The organism is Bacillus sp. 05T21, assembly GCF_056396785.1.
In genome coordinates this window covers 196,637-216,075 of sequence record NZ_JBFTMD010000003.1, presented here as the reverse complement: position 1 = coordinate 216,075, position 19,439 = coordinate 196,637, and the positions used below count along the sequence as shown (strand labels likewise).

20 protein-coding genes are annotated in these 19,439 nt (G+C 34.0%); 3 read left to right on the top strand and 17 right to left on the bottom strand.

All coding sequences use genetic code 11. From position 1 onward, the window contains the following. Positions 1-66: 66 nt before the first annotated feature. Entirely contained in the window at positions 67-1,518 is a 1,452-nt protein-coding gene (locus AC1DKZ_RS09710) for an MFS transporter (protein WP_012261183.1), read from the bottom strand. Between the two features lie 303 nt (positions 1,519-1,821). Further along, entirely contained in the window at positions 1,822-3,039 is a 1,218-nt protein-coding gene (locus AC1DKZ_RS09705; protein WP_431181882.1) for an aspartate aminotransferase family protein, read from the bottom strand. 271 nt (positions 3,040-3,310) lie between these two features. Between AC1DKZ_RS09705 and AC1DKZ_RS09700 the strand changes: the two genes are divergently transcribed. Continuing rightward, positions 3,311-4,690, top strand: a complete 1,380-nt coding sequence (locus AC1DKZ_RS09700; protein WP_219302872.1) for a catalase — start codon at positions 3,311-3,313, stop codon at positions 4,688-4,690. A gap of 125 nt (positions 4,691-4,815) precedes the next feature. Here the strand turns inward: AC1DKZ_RS09700 and AC1DKZ_RS09695 are convergent, their stop codons facing one another. The 7 genes from AC1DKZ_RS09695 to AC1DKZ_RS09665 form a co-directional block, all read right to left on the bottom strand. Next, positions 4,816-5,337: a hypothetical protein gene (locus AC1DKZ_RS09695; RefSeq protein ID WP_002084809.1), complete on the bottom strand. Its 522-nt coding sequence runs from the start codon at positions 5,335-5,337 to the stop codon at positions 4,816-4,818. 113 nt (positions 5,338-5,450) lie between these two features. Then, positions 5,451-7,205, bottom strand: a complete 1,755-nt coding sequence (locus AC1DKZ_RS09690; RefSeq protein ID WP_476996098.1) for an adenine deaminase C-terminal domain-containing protein — start codon at positions 7,203-7,205, stop codon at positions 5,451-5,453. 329 nt (positions 7,206-7,534) lie between these two features. After that, positions 7,535-8,701 carry a serine hydrolase domain-containing protein gene (locus AC1DKZ_RS09685; RefSeq protein ID WP_088039654.1) on the bottom strand — a complete coding sequence of 389 codons (1,167 nt, stop codon included), beginning with the start codon at positions 8,699-8,701 and terminating at the stop codon, positions 7,535-7,537. A 452-nt stretch (positions 8,702-9,153) separates the two neighbouring features. Beyond that, positions 9,154-9,660, bottom strand: coding sequence for a DUF3902 family protein (locus AC1DKZ_RS09680; protein ID WP_242309589.1), 507 nt, complete (start codon positions 9,658-9,660; stop codon positions 9,154-9,156). A 305-nt stretch (positions 9,661-9,965) separates the two neighbouring features. Further along, positions 9,966-10,259: a putative quinol monooxygenase gene (locus AC1DKZ_RS09675; RefSeq protein WP_242309591.1), complete on the bottom strand. Its 294-nt coding sequence runs from the start codon at positions 10,257-10,259 to the stop codon at positions 9,966-9,968. Positions 10,260-10,305: 46 nt separating this feature from the next. Next, complete coding sequence (locus AC1DKZ_RS09670) at positions 10,306-10,944, bottom strand: nitroreductase family protein (protein ID WP_000185377.1); 639 nt, start codon at positions 10,942-10,944, stop codon at positions 10,306-10,308. Positions 10,945-10,962: 18 nt separating this feature from the next. After that, complete coding sequence (locus tag AC1DKZ_RS09665) at positions 10,963-11,391, bottom strand: MarR family winged helix-turn-helix transcriptional regulator (protein ID WP_476996097.1); 429 nt, start codon at positions 11,389-11,391, stop codon at positions 10,963-10,965. A 266-nt stretch (positions 11,392-11,657) separates the two neighbouring features. Here AC1DKZ_RS09665 and AC1DKZ_RS09660 point away from each other — a divergent pair, with 266 nt between their 5' ends. Beyond that, the gene (locus tag AC1DKZ_RS09660) at positions 11,658-13,601 is read left to right on the top strand and encodes a GTP-binding protein (RefSeq protein WP_476996096.1); all 1,944 of its coding nucleotides are present in this window, start codon (positions 11,658-11,660) and stop codon (positions 13,599-13,601) included. Positions 13,602-13,648: 47 nt separating this feature from the next. On the opposite strand, the gene AC1DKZ_RS09655 is transcribed toward AC1DKZ_RS09660, so the two are convergent. From AC1DKZ_RS09655 to AC1DKZ_RS09630, 6 genes are all read right to left on the bottom strand, one after another. Continuing rightward, complete coding sequence (locus AC1DKZ_RS09655; RefSeq protein ID WP_476996095.1) at positions 13,649-14,293, bottom strand: alpha/beta hydrolase; 645 nt, start codon at positions 14,291-14,293, stop codon at positions 13,649-13,651. A gap of 21 nt (positions 14,294-14,314) precedes the next feature. Beyond that, positions 14,315-14,782, bottom strand: a complete 468-nt coding sequence (locus tag AC1DKZ_RS09650; protein WP_476996094.1) for an NUDIX hydrolase — start codon at positions 14,780-14,782, stop codon at positions 14,315-14,317. Positions 14,783-15,133: 351 nt separating this feature from the next. Next, entirely contained in the window at positions 15,134-15,427 is a 294-nt protein-coding gene (locus AC1DKZ_RS09645; RefSeq protein ID WP_000202089.1) for a YfzA family protein, read from the bottom strand. A gap of 29 nt (positions 15,428-15,456) precedes the next feature. Continuing rightward, on the bottom strand, positions 15,457-16,074 hold the full coding sequence (locus tag AC1DKZ_RS09640; RefSeq protein ID WP_088292141.1) for an ABC-2 transporter permease: 618 nt from the start codon (positions 16,072-16,074) through the stop codon (positions 15,457-15,459). Further along, positions 16,062-16,934, bottom strand: a complete 873-nt coding sequence (locus AC1DKZ_RS09635; protein ID WP_000432454.1) for an ABC transporter ATP-binding protein — start codon at positions 16,932-16,934, stop codon at positions 16,062-16,064. The genes AC1DKZ_RS09640 and AC1DKZ_RS09635 overlap by 13 nt, the downstream gene beginning before the upstream one ends. Beyond that, positions 16,922-17,311 carry a GntR family transcriptional regulator gene (locus tag AC1DKZ_RS09630; RefSeq protein ID WP_001167593.1) on the bottom strand — a complete coding sequence of 130 codons (390 nt, stop codon included), beginning with the start codon at positions 17,309-17,311 and terminating at the stop codon, positions 16,922-16,924. The genes AC1DKZ_RS09635 and AC1DKZ_RS09630 overlap by 13 nt, the downstream gene beginning before the upstream one ends. Positions 17,312-17,506: 195 nt before the next feature. Between AC1DKZ_RS09630 and AC1DKZ_RS09625 the strand changes: the two genes are divergently transcribed. Continuing rightward, on the top strand, positions 17,507-17,704 hold the full coding sequence (locus tag AC1DKZ_RS09625; RefSeq protein ID WP_242309601.1) for a hypothetical protein: 198 nt from the start codon (positions 17,507-17,509) through the stop codon (positions 17,702-17,704). A gap of 61 nt (positions 17,705-17,765) precedes the next feature. On the opposite strand, the gene AC1DKZ_RS09620 is transcribed toward AC1DKZ_RS09625, so the two are convergent. Together AC1DKZ_RS09620 and AC1DKZ_RS09615 are read right to left on the bottom strand one after the other, a co-directional pair. Then, positions 17,766-18,197: an SMI1/KNR4 family protein gene (locus tag AC1DKZ_RS09620; protein ID WP_000265815.1), complete on the bottom strand. Its 432-nt coding sequence runs from the start codon at positions 18,195-18,197 to the stop codon at positions 17,766-17,768. 64 nt (positions 18,198-18,261) lie between these two features. Then, on the bottom strand, positions 18,262-19,287 hold the full coding sequence (locus AC1DKZ_RS09615) for an SDR family oxidoreductase (protein ID WP_242309605.1): 1,026 nt from the start codon (positions 19,285-19,287) through the stop codon (positions 18,262-18,264). Between the last annotated feature and the right edge of the window lie 152 nt (positions 19,288-19,439).

Below are 19,439 nucleotides of genomic sequence, written 5' to 3'. Positions count from 1 at the left end.
TATACAAAAAGACTCCTATTAAACTAGGAGTCTTTTTGTGTAAAAGTCCACGTTGCTTTTCACAAATTATGCTTTTTTTCCTGCTTCAATTTCTAAAGATTCTTCATGCCACCAAAGTGTTTCTTCAGGATCCTCTTTAGCAATTTGATGTGCTTCTTTTTTCGATTCTACAGTAGGATAAGAACCTTTTAGTGCACGTCCTGATGTTGTGACAAACAGTACACTAAACACAATTAATCCAATTACACTTACACCAGTTAAATAAAATGCTGGTGCCAGTGGATTACCAGTAGCATGAACTAAGTATGAACATACAAGCGGCGTTGTACCACCGAATATAGATACAGAAATATTAAAGGAGATAGAAAGCGCACGATAACGTACATCGGTGAAAAAGAGTGCTGGTAATAACGAAGGCAATGTTCCTTCATATACACTAAGGAAGAAACCTAAAATGAAAATACCCGCAAACATGGCTACAATATGTCCGTTACCAATTAATAAAAATGCTGGAATTGAACATAATGCTAAACCAAGTAAGCCAATTTGTACTACGCGTTTATTACCTACTTTATCACTTAATTTACCGAAATAAAGTGCCAGTGGAATCATAAGTGCCATCGTAATTGAAATAATTAATAAGCCCGTTGTTTCTTTGACTTTTAGTACTTGTGTTAAATAAGAAGGAATATACGAAAGGATCATATAGTTTGTAATGTTAAAGAAGGCAACAATTACTGTGCTTAATAAGAAGTCTTTTTTGTGATATTTTAATATATCCATAAATGAAAATTGTTCGTTGTCTTCAGATTCCTCTTGTGCTTTTTCCATCTCTTGAAAGATTGGAGATTCATCTAAATGACGTCGTAAATATAAACCGACCAAACCAATTGGTGCAGCAATTAAGAAAGGAATACGCCATCCCCAGCTGAGCATTTGCTCATCTGTTAATAATAACGTTAAAATGGTAACAATTACCGAGGCAGCAATGTAACCTGAGAGTGTTCCAATTTCAAGACCACTACCGAGTATACCACGCTTTTTATCTGGAGAAGATTCTGCGATATAAACCATTGCACCTGAATATTCGCCGCCTGTAGAGAAGCCTTGAATCATTCGAGCAATTAAAAGTAGTATTGGTGCCCATACACCAATTTGTTCATAGGTTGGTAGTAATGCGATGAATAATGTAGAAAGTGCCATTAAAATAATAGTTGTACTTAAAACAATCTTTCGGCCGTATTTATCTCCTATTCTACCAAAGAAAATACCTCCGATTGGTCGAACGAGAAAGGCCGCCGCAAATGTACCAAATGTTAGTACAAGTTGCAAACCACTATTATCCACACCTGAGAAGAATAATTGACTCAATATTACCGCTAAATACGCGTATAATCCAAAGTCAAACCACTCCATTGCATTCCCAATGCCAGTAGCAATAACTGCTTTTTTCGCTTGTTTAGAATTGACAATATTAACGTCTTGAGGTTCAAAATTTAAATCATTATTTTGTTGCATATAGTAAAACAGCTCCTTATTTAATTTAACTTCTTTAAGCACACCTTCTCTTACTAGAATAAATTCAATACGAAGCACTTAAGGAAAAGCAACGTCTCCTTATCTGTTATTATTGTTTCACATAATTAATTATTTGTCCAATTAGATGCTTTCTAGGTTAAGTAATTTACTATTTTAAAAAGCTGAAGAAGGCGCTATACGAGTACCCTTTTCAGCTTTTTACTTTAATACGTAAATTTATTTTTTTCACCCCTATTTTCTTCTTATTTGAATTAAAAATAAGGTACTTTTTTATAAAGTTTTTTAAATACTCGCTATAGCTGATAAGCTATGAATACAGGAGATAAACTCATAAATAAATGCATCAATTTCTTCTTTAGTAATTATATACGGGGGAAGTAAACGGATGATGTTCCCTTGTGTAACATCAACTAACATTCCTTTCTCCATTAGCTCCACCTGTAATTTCTTAACATTTTCATTCGTATCATTCAAACTAATTCCAAACATCATTCCGGCATGACGTACTTCCTGAATATAATAAGAATTTTCTTTCTGAATTTCTTGCAATTTATCATTTAGATAGTGTGATGTTTCATACGCTTCTTGCATTAAACCATCGTCAATCAATGTATTTAAAACCGTTAACCCTAAAGCCGTTCCCATTGAAGAATGAGCAAACGTTGTGCCGTGATCTCCTGGTGCAAATACATCACATAACTTTTCACCTACAATAATTCCGCCAAGCGGTATCCCGCCTCCTGCCCCCTTACCAATTTGAATAATATCCGGTGTAATATTGAAATTTTGATAAGCAAATAGTTTACCAGTTCTCCCCATACCACTTTGAACTTCATCAACGATAAGAATGACATTATATTTATCACATAAGTTTTGAACACCATGTAAATATTCACCCGATAAAGGGTATATCCCCCCGCTACCTAATACAGGCTCTAGCATAATCGCAATCGGATTTTCTTTAACAATTGTTTCTTCTAATTGCTCTATATTCTCGCGCTCTACTTCATATACAGGAATCGATGTTTTAGGGAAATTTTGATATACACTTTCTTGTCTCGTAAAATGAAGTGCCCCTAACGTACGCCCGTGGAAGCTATTCTTCAGCACTACGATTCCTTCACGTTCCTCATGCGTATTCGCTCTATATTTATCAATTAATTTCAACGTTGTTTCTGTCGCTTCCGTACCAGAGTTTGTAAAAAAGACTTTTCCATTTTTTAAAGAGCAATCAACTAATTTCTTTGCATACTCAATCGCAACTGGGTTTAAAAAATGAAATGGGAGATGCAGAGATTTCGTAACTTGTTCCATTGTCGTTTGCACGATTTTCGGGTGATTATACCCTAATACGTTCACTCCGACACCAGAAAATAAATCTACATACTCTTTACCATCCACATCATAAAGCTTGCATCCTTCTCCTCTTTCTATCGCAACCTTCGTACGACAATACGTAGGCATCATATATTCTTTATCTAATTGAAACCAATCCGACATTTTAAATTCCTCCTAGTTATTTTCCCTGTTTATTTATGTTCATTCTCTATAAAGTCATATATAATTTCATTTTTAAGATTGTAATTTTAATAGTAATTTTCTTCCCGATATTCATTTTTCCATAATTTCTTCTATTTCAACAGGTCCACTACATACACGTTTTTTTCATCTAGCGGTATGTTACTATTTTGAACTTTGCGTGTCATACATAATCAAGGCTATAAAATCATATTTAGTAACAATGGAGAAAAAATATTTGGAGGCTATATCGATGGATGAAAACTATGATAAACAGGGACAATCTTTACTAGGGAAAGGCTTTAATGAAAATGGAGAACGTAATGAACAAGCTACACTTCACTCTCAAACAGTTGGTTCACGTGGACCTATTTTAAAGCAAGATAATGTACTGCACGAGGCGTTACAAGAATTTATTCACGAAAAAATTTTAGAAAGACCTGTTCATGCAAAAGGATTTGGTGCATTCGGTTATTTTCAAACGATATATCCGATGTCTGAACATACAAAACTAAGCTTTTTACAAAATTCTAACGAGAAAATTCCTGTTATGGTTCGATTTTCATTAGCTGTTAGTACGAAAGGAACACCTGATACTTCTAGAAATGTACGTGGTTTTGCTACAAAATTTTATACAAATGAAGGCATTTTCGATCTTTTATGTAATCACATTCCTGTTTTTTCAGTTCGTGATCCAATGCGTTTCCCTGAAACAATTCAAGCGTTGTTACCTTCACCTAAAAATAACTTAATAGACCCTAATAGCTTTTGGAGCTTTGTCGCTAGAGCACCCGAATCCATTCATTTTGTTGTCCATCTATTCTCTGATGCCGGTACGGTAAAAAGCCTTCGCCACATCCCAGGACATAGTGTAAATACATATGTTTGGAGAAATGCTCACGGTAATCGAAAGTATGTAAAGTATCATTGGTACCCATTTGAAGGTGTACAATTCATTACTAGTGAGGAAGCGAATAAACTGGCCGCCGAAAATCCTGATTATAGCGGGAAAGATTTATACGATGCAATTGAGGCTGGTAAAGCAGTGGAATATGGTTTATATGTCCAGCTCATGGATCCTAAAGATGAAACACACCTTTCTTATGACCCTTTAGATGATACAAAAGTATGGGATGAAAAGGAGTATCCTCTTATACCAGTAGGCAAAATGGTATTAAATAAAAATCCTGAAAACTATAAAGAACAAGTAGAAAAGGTCGCTTTCTCCCCTTCTAATTTACTAGACGGTGCAGAACTATCAGATGATAAAATGCTGCAAGGGCGTGCTAACATTTATAGTGATTCTCAAAGAAGAAGAATTGGACCTGAATTTCGTAAAATAGCGATCAACCAACAGCAAAATTGGGCACCTGCTAATCAAGCAACTAGCGGTGACGGAAGATACGTTGAAGGAAAACTTGAAAGAGCTTCTATAACTAAGAAAGACGACTTTGGGCAGCCTGGTGAATTTTATGCTAAATTATCACATATTGAAAAAGAACATCTCGCTGAAAATTTAGCTAATGATTTGAAAGTTATATCCGGAGATATAAGAAAGGCAGTTATGGGGTATTTCCATGAAGTGTCAGATGATTTGGCAAAGAGGATTGAGAGTGCGATGCAAAGGCTTTAAGAATATAAAAAAACGTCATTTTTAATGATTAAAATGACGTTTTTTTATGGCGAACTTACTAGTGGTTTCTACCGATTAATTTACATTTATTTACGAAAACTTTCCCATTCAAGATTTTCATTGCATCATTTTATATTATGATATTCATTTCTCTTTTTCAGATAATCTTTTTCACATTGTAACGGCTTGTATTCCACGATTTTCCCTTGCTTCTTTTTCGTTTCGGTAACAATCCATTCCCCTTTTTCAAGGTTTAGGCGTTTCATTACATTAGTATCGTCTATTTCTTTATAAAGTAAAAATGCTTCTTGCGCCTTCACAAATAATCTAGGCTCTCCCCTATATCCACCACTATCATAAACTTTAGTTAGCGAATTATAATAAGAATCATTTTCCCTTCCGCCATACATCAAATGCGCAGCCTCTAGGTCTCTTTTACTAATTTCCCAAAAACTATTTTCATCAATCTTTAAATCAAATGTAGATATAATGTCATTCATAATGTTTTTCACATACTTTTCATCACGGATTTTACTTTCTTCCAGACAATCTGAAGATAACCTTGGTGCATTTGACTGAGAATGTACCACATGCTGTATAGATACGCACAAAATAAATACACTTAAAACATACAATAGTTTTTTCATATTTAAGTATCACCTCAAATGATTTAGATACTATATTATTTGAGGCTTAGGATATTCTTATGCTAAGAATGAGAAAGGTCCTATAAAATAGACTTTTTATAGGACCTTTGCTTTTAATATTGATTTATCAGTTTCATCGGCGAAGCAAGTACCTTACTACTTTTCACATCATATAATCCTATAGGCGTTACTCGTATAAAAGGCAAGTGCGTCGCAGAAAAGAATAAAATCGTAAATGCCGGATCGCCATACGCGTAGCCACGCTCTTGCAATAATTTCACCATCTGTTTTTCTTCCTGTATTAATTCACTCATTTTTAAATTAGACATAATCCCGAGCAATGGTAATGCTATTTCGTGTAATACTTCATTCTTTTCAGCTATTACCATTCCCCCGCCAAGCTCTTTTACCCTATGAAAAGCTGTAAGCATATCTTCTTTACTCTTTCCAATGAGGATGATGTCACCTGTACCGGAATAGGAGCTAACAAGGCCTCCTAATTTATTTGCAAAGCCTTTTACAACTGTATCCACTCGCCACGTCCCGTCACGAGCAATCATCATAAGGAAACACTCATCATGATCTAGAGAAAGTTCCTCACCGTTTAAGTCGATTTTAGTGACATATGGTTTTGAAATAACATCATTTAATAATTTTATACCTGTTGTTTCAGAAAAAATCATATCTTCTTTCTTTAAAGACCAGTCTAATGATAATGGAGTTACTTTGAATTTACTCCAGTCTATATGTAATGATGCATTTTTGTTTATTCCGTCACGCTTCATCCACTTACCCTTTGCAATTACACTTATTGGAATCGGATTTTCTTTACTGTCCAGAATATTAATATTAGCAATTCTACCTGTCGCAATTGAACCATGTAAATGTTCCATATTATAATAACGAGCAATGTTATAGCTTGCCATATGGTAAGCATCTATTACCGGAATCCCTTGCTTTATCGCGGTAGAAATCATAACGTTTGTCATTCCATTTTCATAAAATGAAGGATGTGAGCCGTCTGTAGTGAGAATGAATCTATCAAACTGCTTTACTCCTAGTTCCAACAATTCTTTCAGTAAAACTTCTAAATCTGGGCGGATTGAAGAATTCCTAAGAGAAACAGTGTACCCTTGCATAAGGCGAGTTAAAGCCTCTTGTCCTGTCATCGCTTCATGATCACAATCTGTACCTAACAGTTTTAACTTAGCTAAAGTCGTTTCAGATGCTCCTGGGAAATGCCCTTCCACTTTTTTATGTAATCGTTTCGTTTCCTGCACCCAATGTAACATTTCATCATCGCCATTTAATAGTTTTGGCCATGCTGTTAACTCGCCGCACTGAAGAACATCTTCATGCTTCAGCCACTCCATTATTTCTTCACTATTAAATAAAGATTCCCCATTTTGTAGTTCAGTCTGTCCATCAAAACGACACCACCAATACATACTTGCCGGAATCTTTTCAAATTCATCTAATAAACGAAATGCTTCTTCACGTTGTAACGTGAAAAATAAAGTTAAATTATCATTAATAAAAGTTGTTGTCCCAAACTGCATCGCATGATTCGCTAAAGTTTCTGGATTATACAATTGATATGGATGTGCATGCGGTTCAATGTAACTAGGAACTACATACTTTCCATCACAATCAATCACTTCACATTCATGTAGTTGCTCTGGTAGTTTTTCTCCTACATATATAATGCGGTCATCATAGATCCAAATATTTGCTTGCACCCACTCGCGCATATAGGAATTTAAATATGTTGCATTCTTGAATAAAATGTGCGGGCTTCTTGTGCCATCTATTACTTCAACATGTTCTCGTAATTGTGTGTTACTCCATCTAAACTGATTTTGTCCCAATGTATTTCACTCCACATCAATTTACTTTTATTTATTAAAACAAAAAATAATTAACTAACTAAAGTATTATCCATTCATAACTCCCCTGTATATACCCTATACCCTTTATTATATGTAATAATTACAAAAATAACAATTTTCAAAATTCGTAATATATCTCTTTGATCCAAAATAAAAAAGATGTCATGCAACTGACATCTTTTTATACTAGACTATAAGATTGAATTACACTTGTATCCGTATTTATGTTCTACATATACTTGATTGCTGCCATACCATGAATGCTAATACTGTCCTTTAAAGCAGTATTCCATTCGCTTTCTTTTCATCTATTTCTTAAATTCAATTTGCATCATTTTATTAAACTGTGTAAAAACATCCATCGCACCTAAAGAGTTAATATTGGCAGCTAATGTATGTTTGCCTCCCATTACTCCGCCAACAAAAGTTGTAAATCCAGGAATTGCCCCTCCGTGACCCCAAACTGAAACACCGTTTGGAAGTTTAGTCTCATAGATCCCAAGGCCATATCCATCACCAACACCTTTTCCTTCTATAGGAACTGTAGTAAGCATTTCTTTTAGCTCACGTTCTTTCAGTAACTTACCACCAAGTAAAAATGAAAAGAATTTATTTAGATCGTCCGCATTAGAAATCATATCTCCAGCTGAATTAGCTAAACTCGGATTATAATACGTCATGTCTTTCAATTCACTTGTTTCGTCTATTTTCATATACCCACGAGCATGATCCTTTCCTGGAATAACGGGTGAATTCCCTGGTAAAAACGTATTTGACAGATCCAAAGGTTCAATAATTCGCTTTTCAATTTCTTCCGCATAACTATTTCCAGTTATTTTTTCAATAAGCATTCCCAATATTACGTATCCTGTGTTTGAATACAGCCATCCCTTACCTGGTGAAAAATCTGGGGGTAGAGAAAGTCCCATTTTCACTATTTCTTCTGCTGTATACGTTTTTCTCGAATTCATTATGTCAGCGTCTTTTGACTTTAAGTATTCAGCTATACCACTCGTATGATTCAAAAGTTGACGTATCGTAATTTGATTGCCATCATACCCATTTCCTTGAATGAGACCGGGTAGCCACTTTTCAATTGGATCGTCAAGTTGCACGCGATTTTCTCCTACTAATTGAAGAACAGTCGTAGCGGTAAAAGTCTTCGTCACACTCCCAATCCGAAAACGATAATCCGATTTCATTGTTTTCTTTGTATTTAAATCCGCGACGCCAGCAGTATAACTACTAATCTTTCCATTGTTAGACGTCTTCGCTAATATTCCTGGGGTTCCAAGCTGTACTGTTTCCTGCATTACTTGTTTCCAACCATTCCGATTCTTTTGATCATGTGATTGTGACGGACTAGATAAATTTTGAACAGACTCTGCTTTCACAGTAAAACCTGGTGTGAATAGAGTAGTACCCGCTAATAAAACTGCCAAACTTGCTAACTTAATTGAATTACATTTTTTCATAAGGCTCCCTCTCCTCTATTAATATCGGATTAATTCAAGTTATACTTTAATCCTATATGATAAAACTCTCTTTTTTCTTATCCATTCCTTACGAAATACTTACGTTCAAATTTTGATACGATAAACTGAGAAAGAGCTATGCATGAAAATAAAAAGGACATATAAAATAAGGACAGCCACTTAACTGCCCTTATTTTCATTTCACCTCGTCTTTATTATTTTTAAGATGATTCATTAATTGTGTTCGTTTCAAAGGTACATATATGTTTGTTCCAGTAACATATCTTTTTCCCAATCGAATTATCTTATAAATTTAAGGAGTTCATATTAATATTAACAATAAAAAAAGAACGTGTTTTCAATTTATCAAAACACGTTCTCTTACATACTTAAAATCCTATATCAACTTTTTATTTCATTCACTTCTTTAAACTACTAATCTTTATTCAGTTTTACCATCCTGCACTAGCATTCATACCATTTCCAATAATAGTAAGAAACAGTGGCCACAATACTGGTCCTAACGTAAGAAGTAAACTTAGAAGTATAAGTAATCTATATACCCCGGGGAAATTTTGATCTTTACGATTTACAAATACTAAAATAACTAATAATATTATGGTCGTTAAAAATAAAAGTAGAATTAGCAGCCAATACCAAACCATTAAACTGAGACTCCATGGTGTTAATAGCTCGTGTATTATACCAAATATGATTCCTAATACTCCAAAACTAAAGGTAGTAACTGTTGATTTTATAAGCACTATATTTAATGTTTTTTCGTATGTATTTTTACAATATAAATCTATTAAAGTGTATAAAGATAAATATGCCATTAATACACCTATCCAAGACAATAACCAGTCTCCGCCTCCTCTAAATAACATGAACAGCAACCAACACATCCCTACTGCAGAAAAAGCAAAGGAAATAAGTATGCTTTTCAATACCGGTTTCATTATATTTTCACACCCTTAAAAATAAATTATAAGTTTTTACTAAACTCATGTAATTTTTTATTAACATGCTACCCGTTAATCGTTTAGCTCTAATGCATCCTTTTTTCATTCTATATTAATAAAACAAAGATACACTCATGAACAATTAAAGAAGCAATACTCTACAAAGAGTTCCATATAGCTTGTATATTCTTTTTCCATTGGTAGAGATATTAAAAAATTAAGTATACATTAACATGCAATTAAATATAAGTAAATAAAAAAGATGACCTCAGCATACGCCAAAGTCATCTTCTATAACCATATTATTTTACTAACGTTCCATTATAAGCTTTTATATCAAGCGGAGCATTTAAAAACTGTGATGCTTTACTAACGAAAGATGTGAAGTGTTCACTCGTATTATGACTCGTAACTGCTGCTTCATCTTTCCATACTTCTACCATCGTATAAACACTTTCTTTTTCAGTATCTTTATATAAATCGTAAGATACATTTCCACTTTCTTCTCTTGAACCATGAAGTAATGGCTGAATTTCTTCTAAAAACGATTGTTGTTTTGCTGGATCTACTTGAAATATTGCGTGAATAATAATCATGGTGTTTCCCCTCTCATATCTCACTTATTTCTGTTTTTTTATAAAATTACTTCCACTCAGCAACTTTTTCAATTGGAAGACGTACTGATGGATAACCACTGTCAGCAGCTTTTCCGATTGAAATTAACATAACTGGTACGTGACGCTCTTTGTCTAATCCGAAAGCTTCTGCGATTTGGTCTTTTTCAAATCCACCAATTGGGCAAGTATCATAGCCGTGAGCACGTGCTGCTAACATAAATTGCATCGCTACAAGACCACCGTCAATTAGTACAGTATCTTTCATTACTTCTGGTGTAACCATTGAGAAGTAACCTGAAAGTTTTTTCATTTGATCTTCTTTTACTTCAGCTGGCATAAGTCCGCGCTCTACTGCTGTACCGTAAATTTCTTCTGCGTTATCAAAGTTGTTTAAGTCACCAAATACAGCAATCATTGCTGAAGATGTTTCTACTTGAGATTGATTAAATTTCGCAAGTGGCGCCAGTGTTGCTTTTGCTTCGTCACTTTCAATAACTAAGAATCTCCATGGTTGCATGTTTACTGAAGATGGTGCAAGTGTTGCTTCTGTAAGAATTTCAGTCATTTCTTCTTTGCTAATTTTCACTGAAGGATCGTACTTACGGATTGAACGGCGTCCTGTTAAAATTTCGTTAAAATCATTTGTTTTTACTGAGTTAGTCATAGTTGTATTCTCCCTTTTTTAAAGTTCTTTTATATTTTCTTGAATGCGGTCTAACATCGTTAAAAGATTGTCGCGTTCTTCTTCACTTAATCCTTTAAATGCTGAAGTAGCGAAACGCTCTTTTTCCTCTTGATACACTTGAATTTTATTTCGTCCCTCTTCTGTAAGAGAAACTAACGTAATTCTGTTATCATCTGGATTTTTACGTCTTCTAATCATTCCGTTTGCTTCCAGCTGTTTTAAATGCCTCGTAATCGCGGCATTATCAATATTTACTTCTTGCTGAAGTRCTTTTTGACTAATTTCATCTACTTCAAATAACTGAAGTATAAGCTCTAATCGAGACTGACTCATACCCGTACACCCTTCAAATTTCGAACTTACTTCTTTGTTGAGAAAGTGTAATTTATATAAAATTATTGCTTCTTTTGAGCATGAACTTGTCAAATTACCCCTCCTTTACATCCAATACAAAAAATATTTGATGTATCAATAGTTGATATGTCAATTAATATAATCTATATCGATTTATAATGCAAGCATTTTGTTTTCATTTTTATTTTTTCCAAATTAAGGCGCTTTGTCGCGTTACAAAAAATGTAAATTACATTATAATAGTAATAATTCAAATGACTGGAGAGTGATTGTAATGCGGCAATACACAAATAGAAATGAGGAAATGAAAATGGAAAATGAAATGAGGATATTTATATATGACAACAATAAATATAGGGATTGTCGCGCACGTAGATGCTGGCAAGACGAGTTTGACTGAGCGTATTCTTTATGAAACGAATGTGATTAAAGAAGTTGGCCGAGTAGATAGTGGCAATACGCAAACTGACTCAATGGAATTAGAAAGACAACGCGGAATTACGATTAAAGCATCTGTCGTTTCTTTCTTTATTGATGATTTAAAAGTAAATGTTATTGATACACCTGGACATGCTGATTTTATCGCTGAAGTGGAGCGATCATTCCGTGTTTTAGACGGTGCCATTTTAGTTATATCTGCCGTTGAAGGTGTGCAAGCACAAACGAAGATTTTAATGCGGACATTACAGAAATTAAACATACCTACTATATTATTTGTTAATAAAATAGACCGTAGTGGCGCAAATACTGAAAAAGTTGTGAAACAAATAAAAGAGCTTCTTTCAAATGAAGCATGCCCCTTCTACTCTGTAGAAAACGAAGGTACAAAGGAAGTACGGATTATTGAATATAAATCCTATGACGTTTGTATTGAACGATTAGCACCATTTAACGAATCATTGCTTGAGTCATATGTAAATAACGAAATAATACCGGATGCACTATTAAGAAAAGAACTCGAAAAGCAAATACAGCAAGCAAATGTGTTTCCTATCTTTTTGGGTTCAGCAATGACAGGTATAGGAGTAACTGAATTACTTAAAAATATTTCATCCTTAATTCCAGCTACTAAATCGGCACAAGATGAAACATTATCCGGTGTTGTTTTTAAAATTGAACGTGAATCTTCTGGCGAAAAGATTGCTTACGTAAGACTATTTTCTGGTTGTTTACACGTTAGAAAATATGTTGATATTCAGCGTAGTGAGTCTCTACCACATAAGGAAAAGATTAAAAAAATGTGCATATTTCATAATGGAAATGCAGTTCAAGCCTCTACTGTTCATAGTGGAGAGTTTTGCAAAGTATGGGGACTTACGAATATCAAAATTGGTGATATTATCGGTGAGTGGACGGATTATATAAAAGATATTCCATTTGCCGAACCGCAAATGGAAGCTGCTATTGAAGCAGTACCTAAAGAGCGAATTCATGATTTATACGCTGCACTTATGGAGCTATGCGAAGAAGATCCGCTCATTAAAGTGTGGAAAGATGATATTCATAATGAACTATATATTCGCCTTTTCGGGGAAGTACAAAAAGAAGTAATTGAAACAACACTTTTTGAGAAATATAATTTGCAGGTTACTTTCTCAAATACGCGGGTTGTATGTATTGAGAAACCAATTGGCATTGGGAATTCTGCTGAATTAATGGGAGAAAAAACGAATCCATTTTACGCGACAATCGGCTTCAAAGTTGAACGTGGTGAACTGAATTCTGGCATAACATATAAGTTAGGTGTTGAGCTTGGATCATTGCCTTTAGCATTTCATAAAGCGATTGAAGATACTGTATTTCAAACGTTAAAACAAGGTTTGTACGGATGGGAAGTTACGGACATTATCGTCACGTTAACACATACTGGTTATGCAAGCCCTGTTACAACAGCAAGTGACTTTAGAAATTTAACACCACTCGTTTTAATGGATGCTTTAAAGCACGCTGAAACATGTGCATTTGAACCAGTAAACGAGTTCGAATTAACTGTACCGGAGCACGCAATTAGTACCGCAATGTATAAGCTTGCTGCTATTCCAGCAACTTTTGCAGAGCCTACGTTGCATAATGATTCTTACCATTTAACAGGATCATTACCTGTTGCAAAAATAGAGGATTTTAAACGAATGCTCCATTCATTTACTGAAGGAGAAGGTATCTTTATAACAAAGCCAACTGGTTTCACAAATCTGACGGCTCCCTTCCCTACTCGAAAACGTGTTGACTTTAATCCGCTAAATCGGAAGGATTATTTGCTTCGTGTTTTGAAGGCTTATTAAATAAAAAAGAGGTGCCATTCGCACCTCTTTTTGCATGTATTGATAGGTTAGTTTTTCCTAACAACTTCTTTAAGTTTTTCTATTATTTTTGCTATCGCTTCGATCGAATTCTCGGTTTCAAATTCTCCAACATTTACAGAATGGTTAGCGTTTTTGACAACTTCAATCTGTAAATTCGTTTTATGTAACTGATTTATTTGATTTGCATTATATTGATGATCTTTATCTCCAATTACTAAAAGCCCTTCGTGATGACTATGTAAGATCGAATCAAAAATAGAATCAAAAGTTAGTAATGGTGTAAACAATATCATTTTTGACCGTAGAAATTCTTCTCTCTTCATTAAATCATTCGCAATCGGGATTGTTCCGAGTGATTTTCCTAAAAACATCGAAGTGCTATATTGCCCACTTTTTAGCACTTCAATAATGACAGGATTAATATCATCCATCATTACTTTCGTTATTTCTTCCATTGGTTTTTCCATTAATTGTCCATCGTAGGAATAATGAATATGTACTACATCTATTTTATTTTCAAGCATAAGCATCGTTGCATAATAAAATAACGGCTTGTCATAATTGTAGCCTGAACCTGAGAACATAAAACAAATTGTATTAGAACCTTTTTCGATATGTGTGTAACGAATGACTTTATCATCTATATGTATCTCTTTTTTAGTCCCCTTCACCGTTTTCCCCTCCAAGCACGCTTACTTTTGTAAAACGATATGTTCTGTATGAACTGATACATTCTTTACTTTATCTTTTATAAACGCTGGCTGTAAGTTATATGCATGTAACTCTTCTACCGGCACCCACTTAAATAAATATTTTCTACCTTCTTCTTCAAGAATATATTGATCGGCCCCATTTGCAGGTAATTCATGCAGCTCTACTTCATAATAAAAACTAATCTCATGGAACTTTCGCTCAGAAAGGGTGAAGAAATTTTCTACTGACCATATTAATCTCTTCACTTTAATAGGAACACCCACTTCTTCTGCAAGCTCTCGTTTTAACGCATCTTCACTATTTTCTAGCATTTTCACTCTTCCGCCTGGTACGTACCAATACTTTTCACCTTCATCTTGCAGGATGAGTATTTTATTATCCTGTTTGCAAATTGCTCCGACTCGGTAATTAAAACATGTTTCCTCTACTTTAAACGTAAGATCCACAACAAACCCCTCCAATGTATCATTACAAAACTATTATGTATGTGCTGTACAAATAAAATTACTAAATTTTTCTATTCCGTTCAATATTTTTTTAATTTTCCAAAAACAATACGCATCATTTGTCATCACCAGTATAAATACATATGTCACAATCACTGCACACATTAGAGAAGCATTATGGGGGACGAATGGAAACATTGTCAATATATAAAACTGAAAAATCAAATAATTTCTAAGGAATCATTATAAAAGATAAAGTAAAACTTCAATAAATGGAGTTTTTATCTTTCCCCTGTTGTTTTTTAATATTGTTAAGACATTATTAAAAAAGACGCAAGGTCAACTTATGTGCTAATTAATTCTTTTTCTAGAAAAAGCGTCTTTTATTGCACTTGTTAATACATTTAGGAATAATAAAATAGCCATAACTACCGTTAATACGTTAAATTGCTTTGTTTTATAAGGAGCGAACCATTCCGTAAAGAACTCTGAATTAACGAGACGCTCCCCAACTCCTCCTTCCTTGAAGTTCGGTATCCACGAATTCATATCAAGGATGATAAAAATTAATTGCATAACGAAAAATGCTCCAAGAGTTTTCAGCCAATTTCGTATTCGAATAGGACGCCCTTTTTTTGATGTCATTTAAATGATCCTCCTTTTAGAAATTGCTATTAAAGAGCCTTGTTCTGATAGATACGAATAGATAATATCCATGAAACCCCATAACACCCCACTGCTATGACAGCAAATATAAGAAATAATTTCAAATCTGAAATCTCTTTTAAAAAGGTCAGTACGCCATTAGCATATTTATTTAATAAATATGGAGTATTTCGCATTAAATATATAACTCCAATAGATAAAAATATAAAAACTGGTACAAGTGTTTTCACTTTAAATGCAACAAAAAAGGGGATGTACAATGCAGTAATCAGCATGACTGCCAAGAAGCCTAGGATGTAACTTTCTAAGGAAAGTTGAAATTCCATGCTGTCTAAAATGAAATATTTTCCAACTAAACAAAATGGGATGATTACTATTGTAAAAAATAAGGTTCCAACGTATTTTGAACTTATAATTTCCTTCCTAGTATACGGTAATGAGTTTACTAAAATATTAGCATTATCTTTATCATCAGATTGATATGTGTTAATTACAAAAACGGCACTACAAATGATTATGACATATGCTACATCCATGCCGGCCCACAAATAGGTAACTAGAAATAAGAGATAAGCAGGTAAAAAAGTTTTTTGTAAAATCAAATCCTTTTTAATTAAATTAAGCATCTTGACTCCCCCTTTTTCATGAAATACATAATATCCTCTAAACTTGGTTTTTCAATCACCACTTCTTTATTAAATAAAGTTTCGATAGAATTTACATTTTCAATCAATCCCTCGAAACCTGTATTTGCCTTACATACAGATATAAATTCACGCTCAGTATCAAAATCTAACATATCTAGTGGTCCTTTGACCAAAATATAATCTTCTGCAATGGCATAAATATCTTTTGTAAAAATATGCTTCCCATTTTGAATAAATGTAATATAATCGGCAATGCGGTCTAAATCCGTTGTAATATGAGATGAGAAAAAGATAGTTTTCTCACCATCCTGCATAATATTTTGTAAAACATCCAATAATTCTCTTCTAAATACCGGATCGAGTCCGGAAGTAGGCTCATCCATAATAATTAGTTCAGCATGATGTGAAAGGGCAATTGCAAGAGAGGCTTTCATTTTCATTCCTTTGGAGAATGTTTTCATTTTTTTATTTAATGGTAATTCGAACAGATCTTTATAATATGTAAATTGGTTAAAATCCCATTTTTTATAAGCAGGCGCAATAATTTTAGTAATTTCCTTTAATGTGAGTTCATCATAAAACACATTATCGTCATAAACGAAACCAATTCTTTCTTTAATTCGCTTCGCATCAGTCGAATAGTTCATGCCAAATAAGGAGACATTTCCACTATCCGGGTTCATTAGATTCATAATCATTTTAATCGTTGTAGATTTACCTGATCCATTTCCCCCAATAAAACCCGTAACAAATCCTTTTTTTACTTCCATCGAAAAATTTTTAATTTGAAATCCTTTAAAAGATTTACTGACATTTTGAAGTTCTATTACGTTTTCCAAGAGTTTTCCTCCTCGTATAAAATTGTAAGCATTTCTTTTAGATCATTTAAAGAAACATCCATTTGTTTAGCATTTTGAATCGCTTCACACAACTTTTCTTCAACTGTCTTTAATTTTTTTTCTTTCATAGTTTCAATGTTTTGTTCTGCTACAAAGGACCCCCTTCCGACAATTGAATAAATAAAACCGTCTTTTTCCAGTTCTTCATATGCTCTTTTCGTTGTAATAATACTTACTCTTAAATCTTTTGCTAACTGACGCATTGAAGGAAGAGCATCGCCTTGCTTTAAATCACCTAGTAAAATAAGTTTTTTTATTTGGACACCAATTTGTTCATAAATAGGTTCCTTTGAAGTGTTCGTAATAACGATTTGCATGCAAGTACCTCTTTTTAAAATATTGTATATATACTTTATATACAATATATACTATCGTACATTATAAATCAACAGAAAATTCCCGAAATATAGTCGCAAACACAATCTAATAATAAATGTAATTCATACAACTTATTTATACGGGATCTTCCTCGTATTTGCTCGATTTTGAGGTGGAGGTCTTACTGCTATCTAATGCGGTATAAAGACTACGTTGTGTTTTACGGAGAAATTGGCACAGCTGGTAGTGTGAAAGCAAAAGAGTTTGAAACAGAAGAACAATCTGAGGAAGTTGATATCAAGTTAGACTGGTATGAAGATGACGAGGAAAGATTGAAAAAGATGTTTCCTATGCTATGGGAAATGTATGGAGAAAAACCGATTGAGTGGTAGATTTATATACGAAAAACGCCTTGTTTCTTTATTAACAAGGCGTTTTTTCTTGATACTATGTTTAAATTGTTATCTTTCCACTCTCCCACCACACCATAAAAATCTTTAAAGAAGGCGCAACCCACGTTCTGCTATCATTTTCATGGTTCCATACATATATATCATCTCTTTGCACTATTCCATTCAAAATGGAATAGCCAAACAAATCACCATTTCCGCCATCAGCAAAAAATAATAAACAGTCAAAAGGCATATATAAATCTTTAAAATCAACTATATTTCTCATATTCATATTTTCAATTTTAATTTTTGAGGCATCCCAAATAAATTGTCCATATTCACCTTCTATACCATTTGTTTCCTGTAATAATTGATATAAATCATTCGGTAACTCCAGCTGCAAATTTTTTTGAACTTCAGCGAGTTCATCCTTCGTAGCGGGATTTTTCAAACTTAAGTTTGATGAAATACTGCGAATGGTATTTTTCCACATAACCTTTTTCCTCCTTGCAGTCCCTTATGTTCAATCCAGTATATACAATGTGGCTCCTCTAAATTTATTGATACCACTTTTCTAACAAATCCTTTTCCCTCTCGCCTGAAATACCTGCTTTTAATTCCCATTCGTCCATACTCTTCATCCACGCATACACGTCTGTAACAGTATCTTCTAACCCTCTAAAAGTAAGACCCTCTTTAACTGCGCTCTCTATATTAATAGAGAATCCACCTTTCCACGGATCTGTTTCACCTTCTAATGCAAAAGTTTCGGGAAGCCACAATGGCATTTCCGTCCATGGCTGTACTTTATTCTCATGCATAAACGATTCATCAACCCAAACGAATGCAGCATCGCTATTTGTAACCTTTTTACACGTATTTAATAGCTCTTCCATCGTCAATTCATCTTTCGGACCCGTTACATTAAATGTACCTACTTTATTGTTTTCTGCCATGTTTAGTCCAAAGCTTGCGACGTCTTTTATATCAACGAACTGCACTGGACGGTCTTTCCTTCCTGGAACTAACACTTTTCCTCCCTTTGCTACACGCTGAACCCAATATGGAAGCCGATCTGTATAATCAAACATTCCTGAAAGAAGTCCTGCTCTTACGTGTAAAACACGCCCCGGCCAATACTTCTCTGCTTCTTTTTCACATAGTACTTTAAGCGCACCGTAATACTCATAAGGGGATACTTCACCATTCTCCACAGCCTTTATTTGATCACTTGATGGTTCGGGTTGTAATATATAATCTTCTTTTATGTGATACGGAATCCAATCTTTATATACGGAAAGGCTTGAGATGAATGTATAATGCTTTATATTATCTTTAAGTACTTCTCCTACATTCCTAATGTGATGAGGAGAAAATCCACACGTATCTATGGCCAAATCCCATTTTCGATTTTCTAAACTTGAAACATCATCATTTCTATCACCGATTAACTGCTCTACTTCAGGAAAAATCTCATTATTTGTTCCACGGTTGAATAATGTAACTTCATGCCCTCTATTCAAAGCCTCTTCTACGAAAGCCCTTCCTAAAAAACGTGTACCGCCCAGTATTAGAATCTTCATTCTTTTCCCCCATTCAATCAAGCGCATGATTAAAAACCTTTTCTTTTGTTTAACGATTTTCCCTTGTAAAAAGTTACGGGTATTTTTCATTTTTCTCTATAGTTAATATAACGTCATCCAAATTTGCAACTTGTGACATAACTTTTTATCGA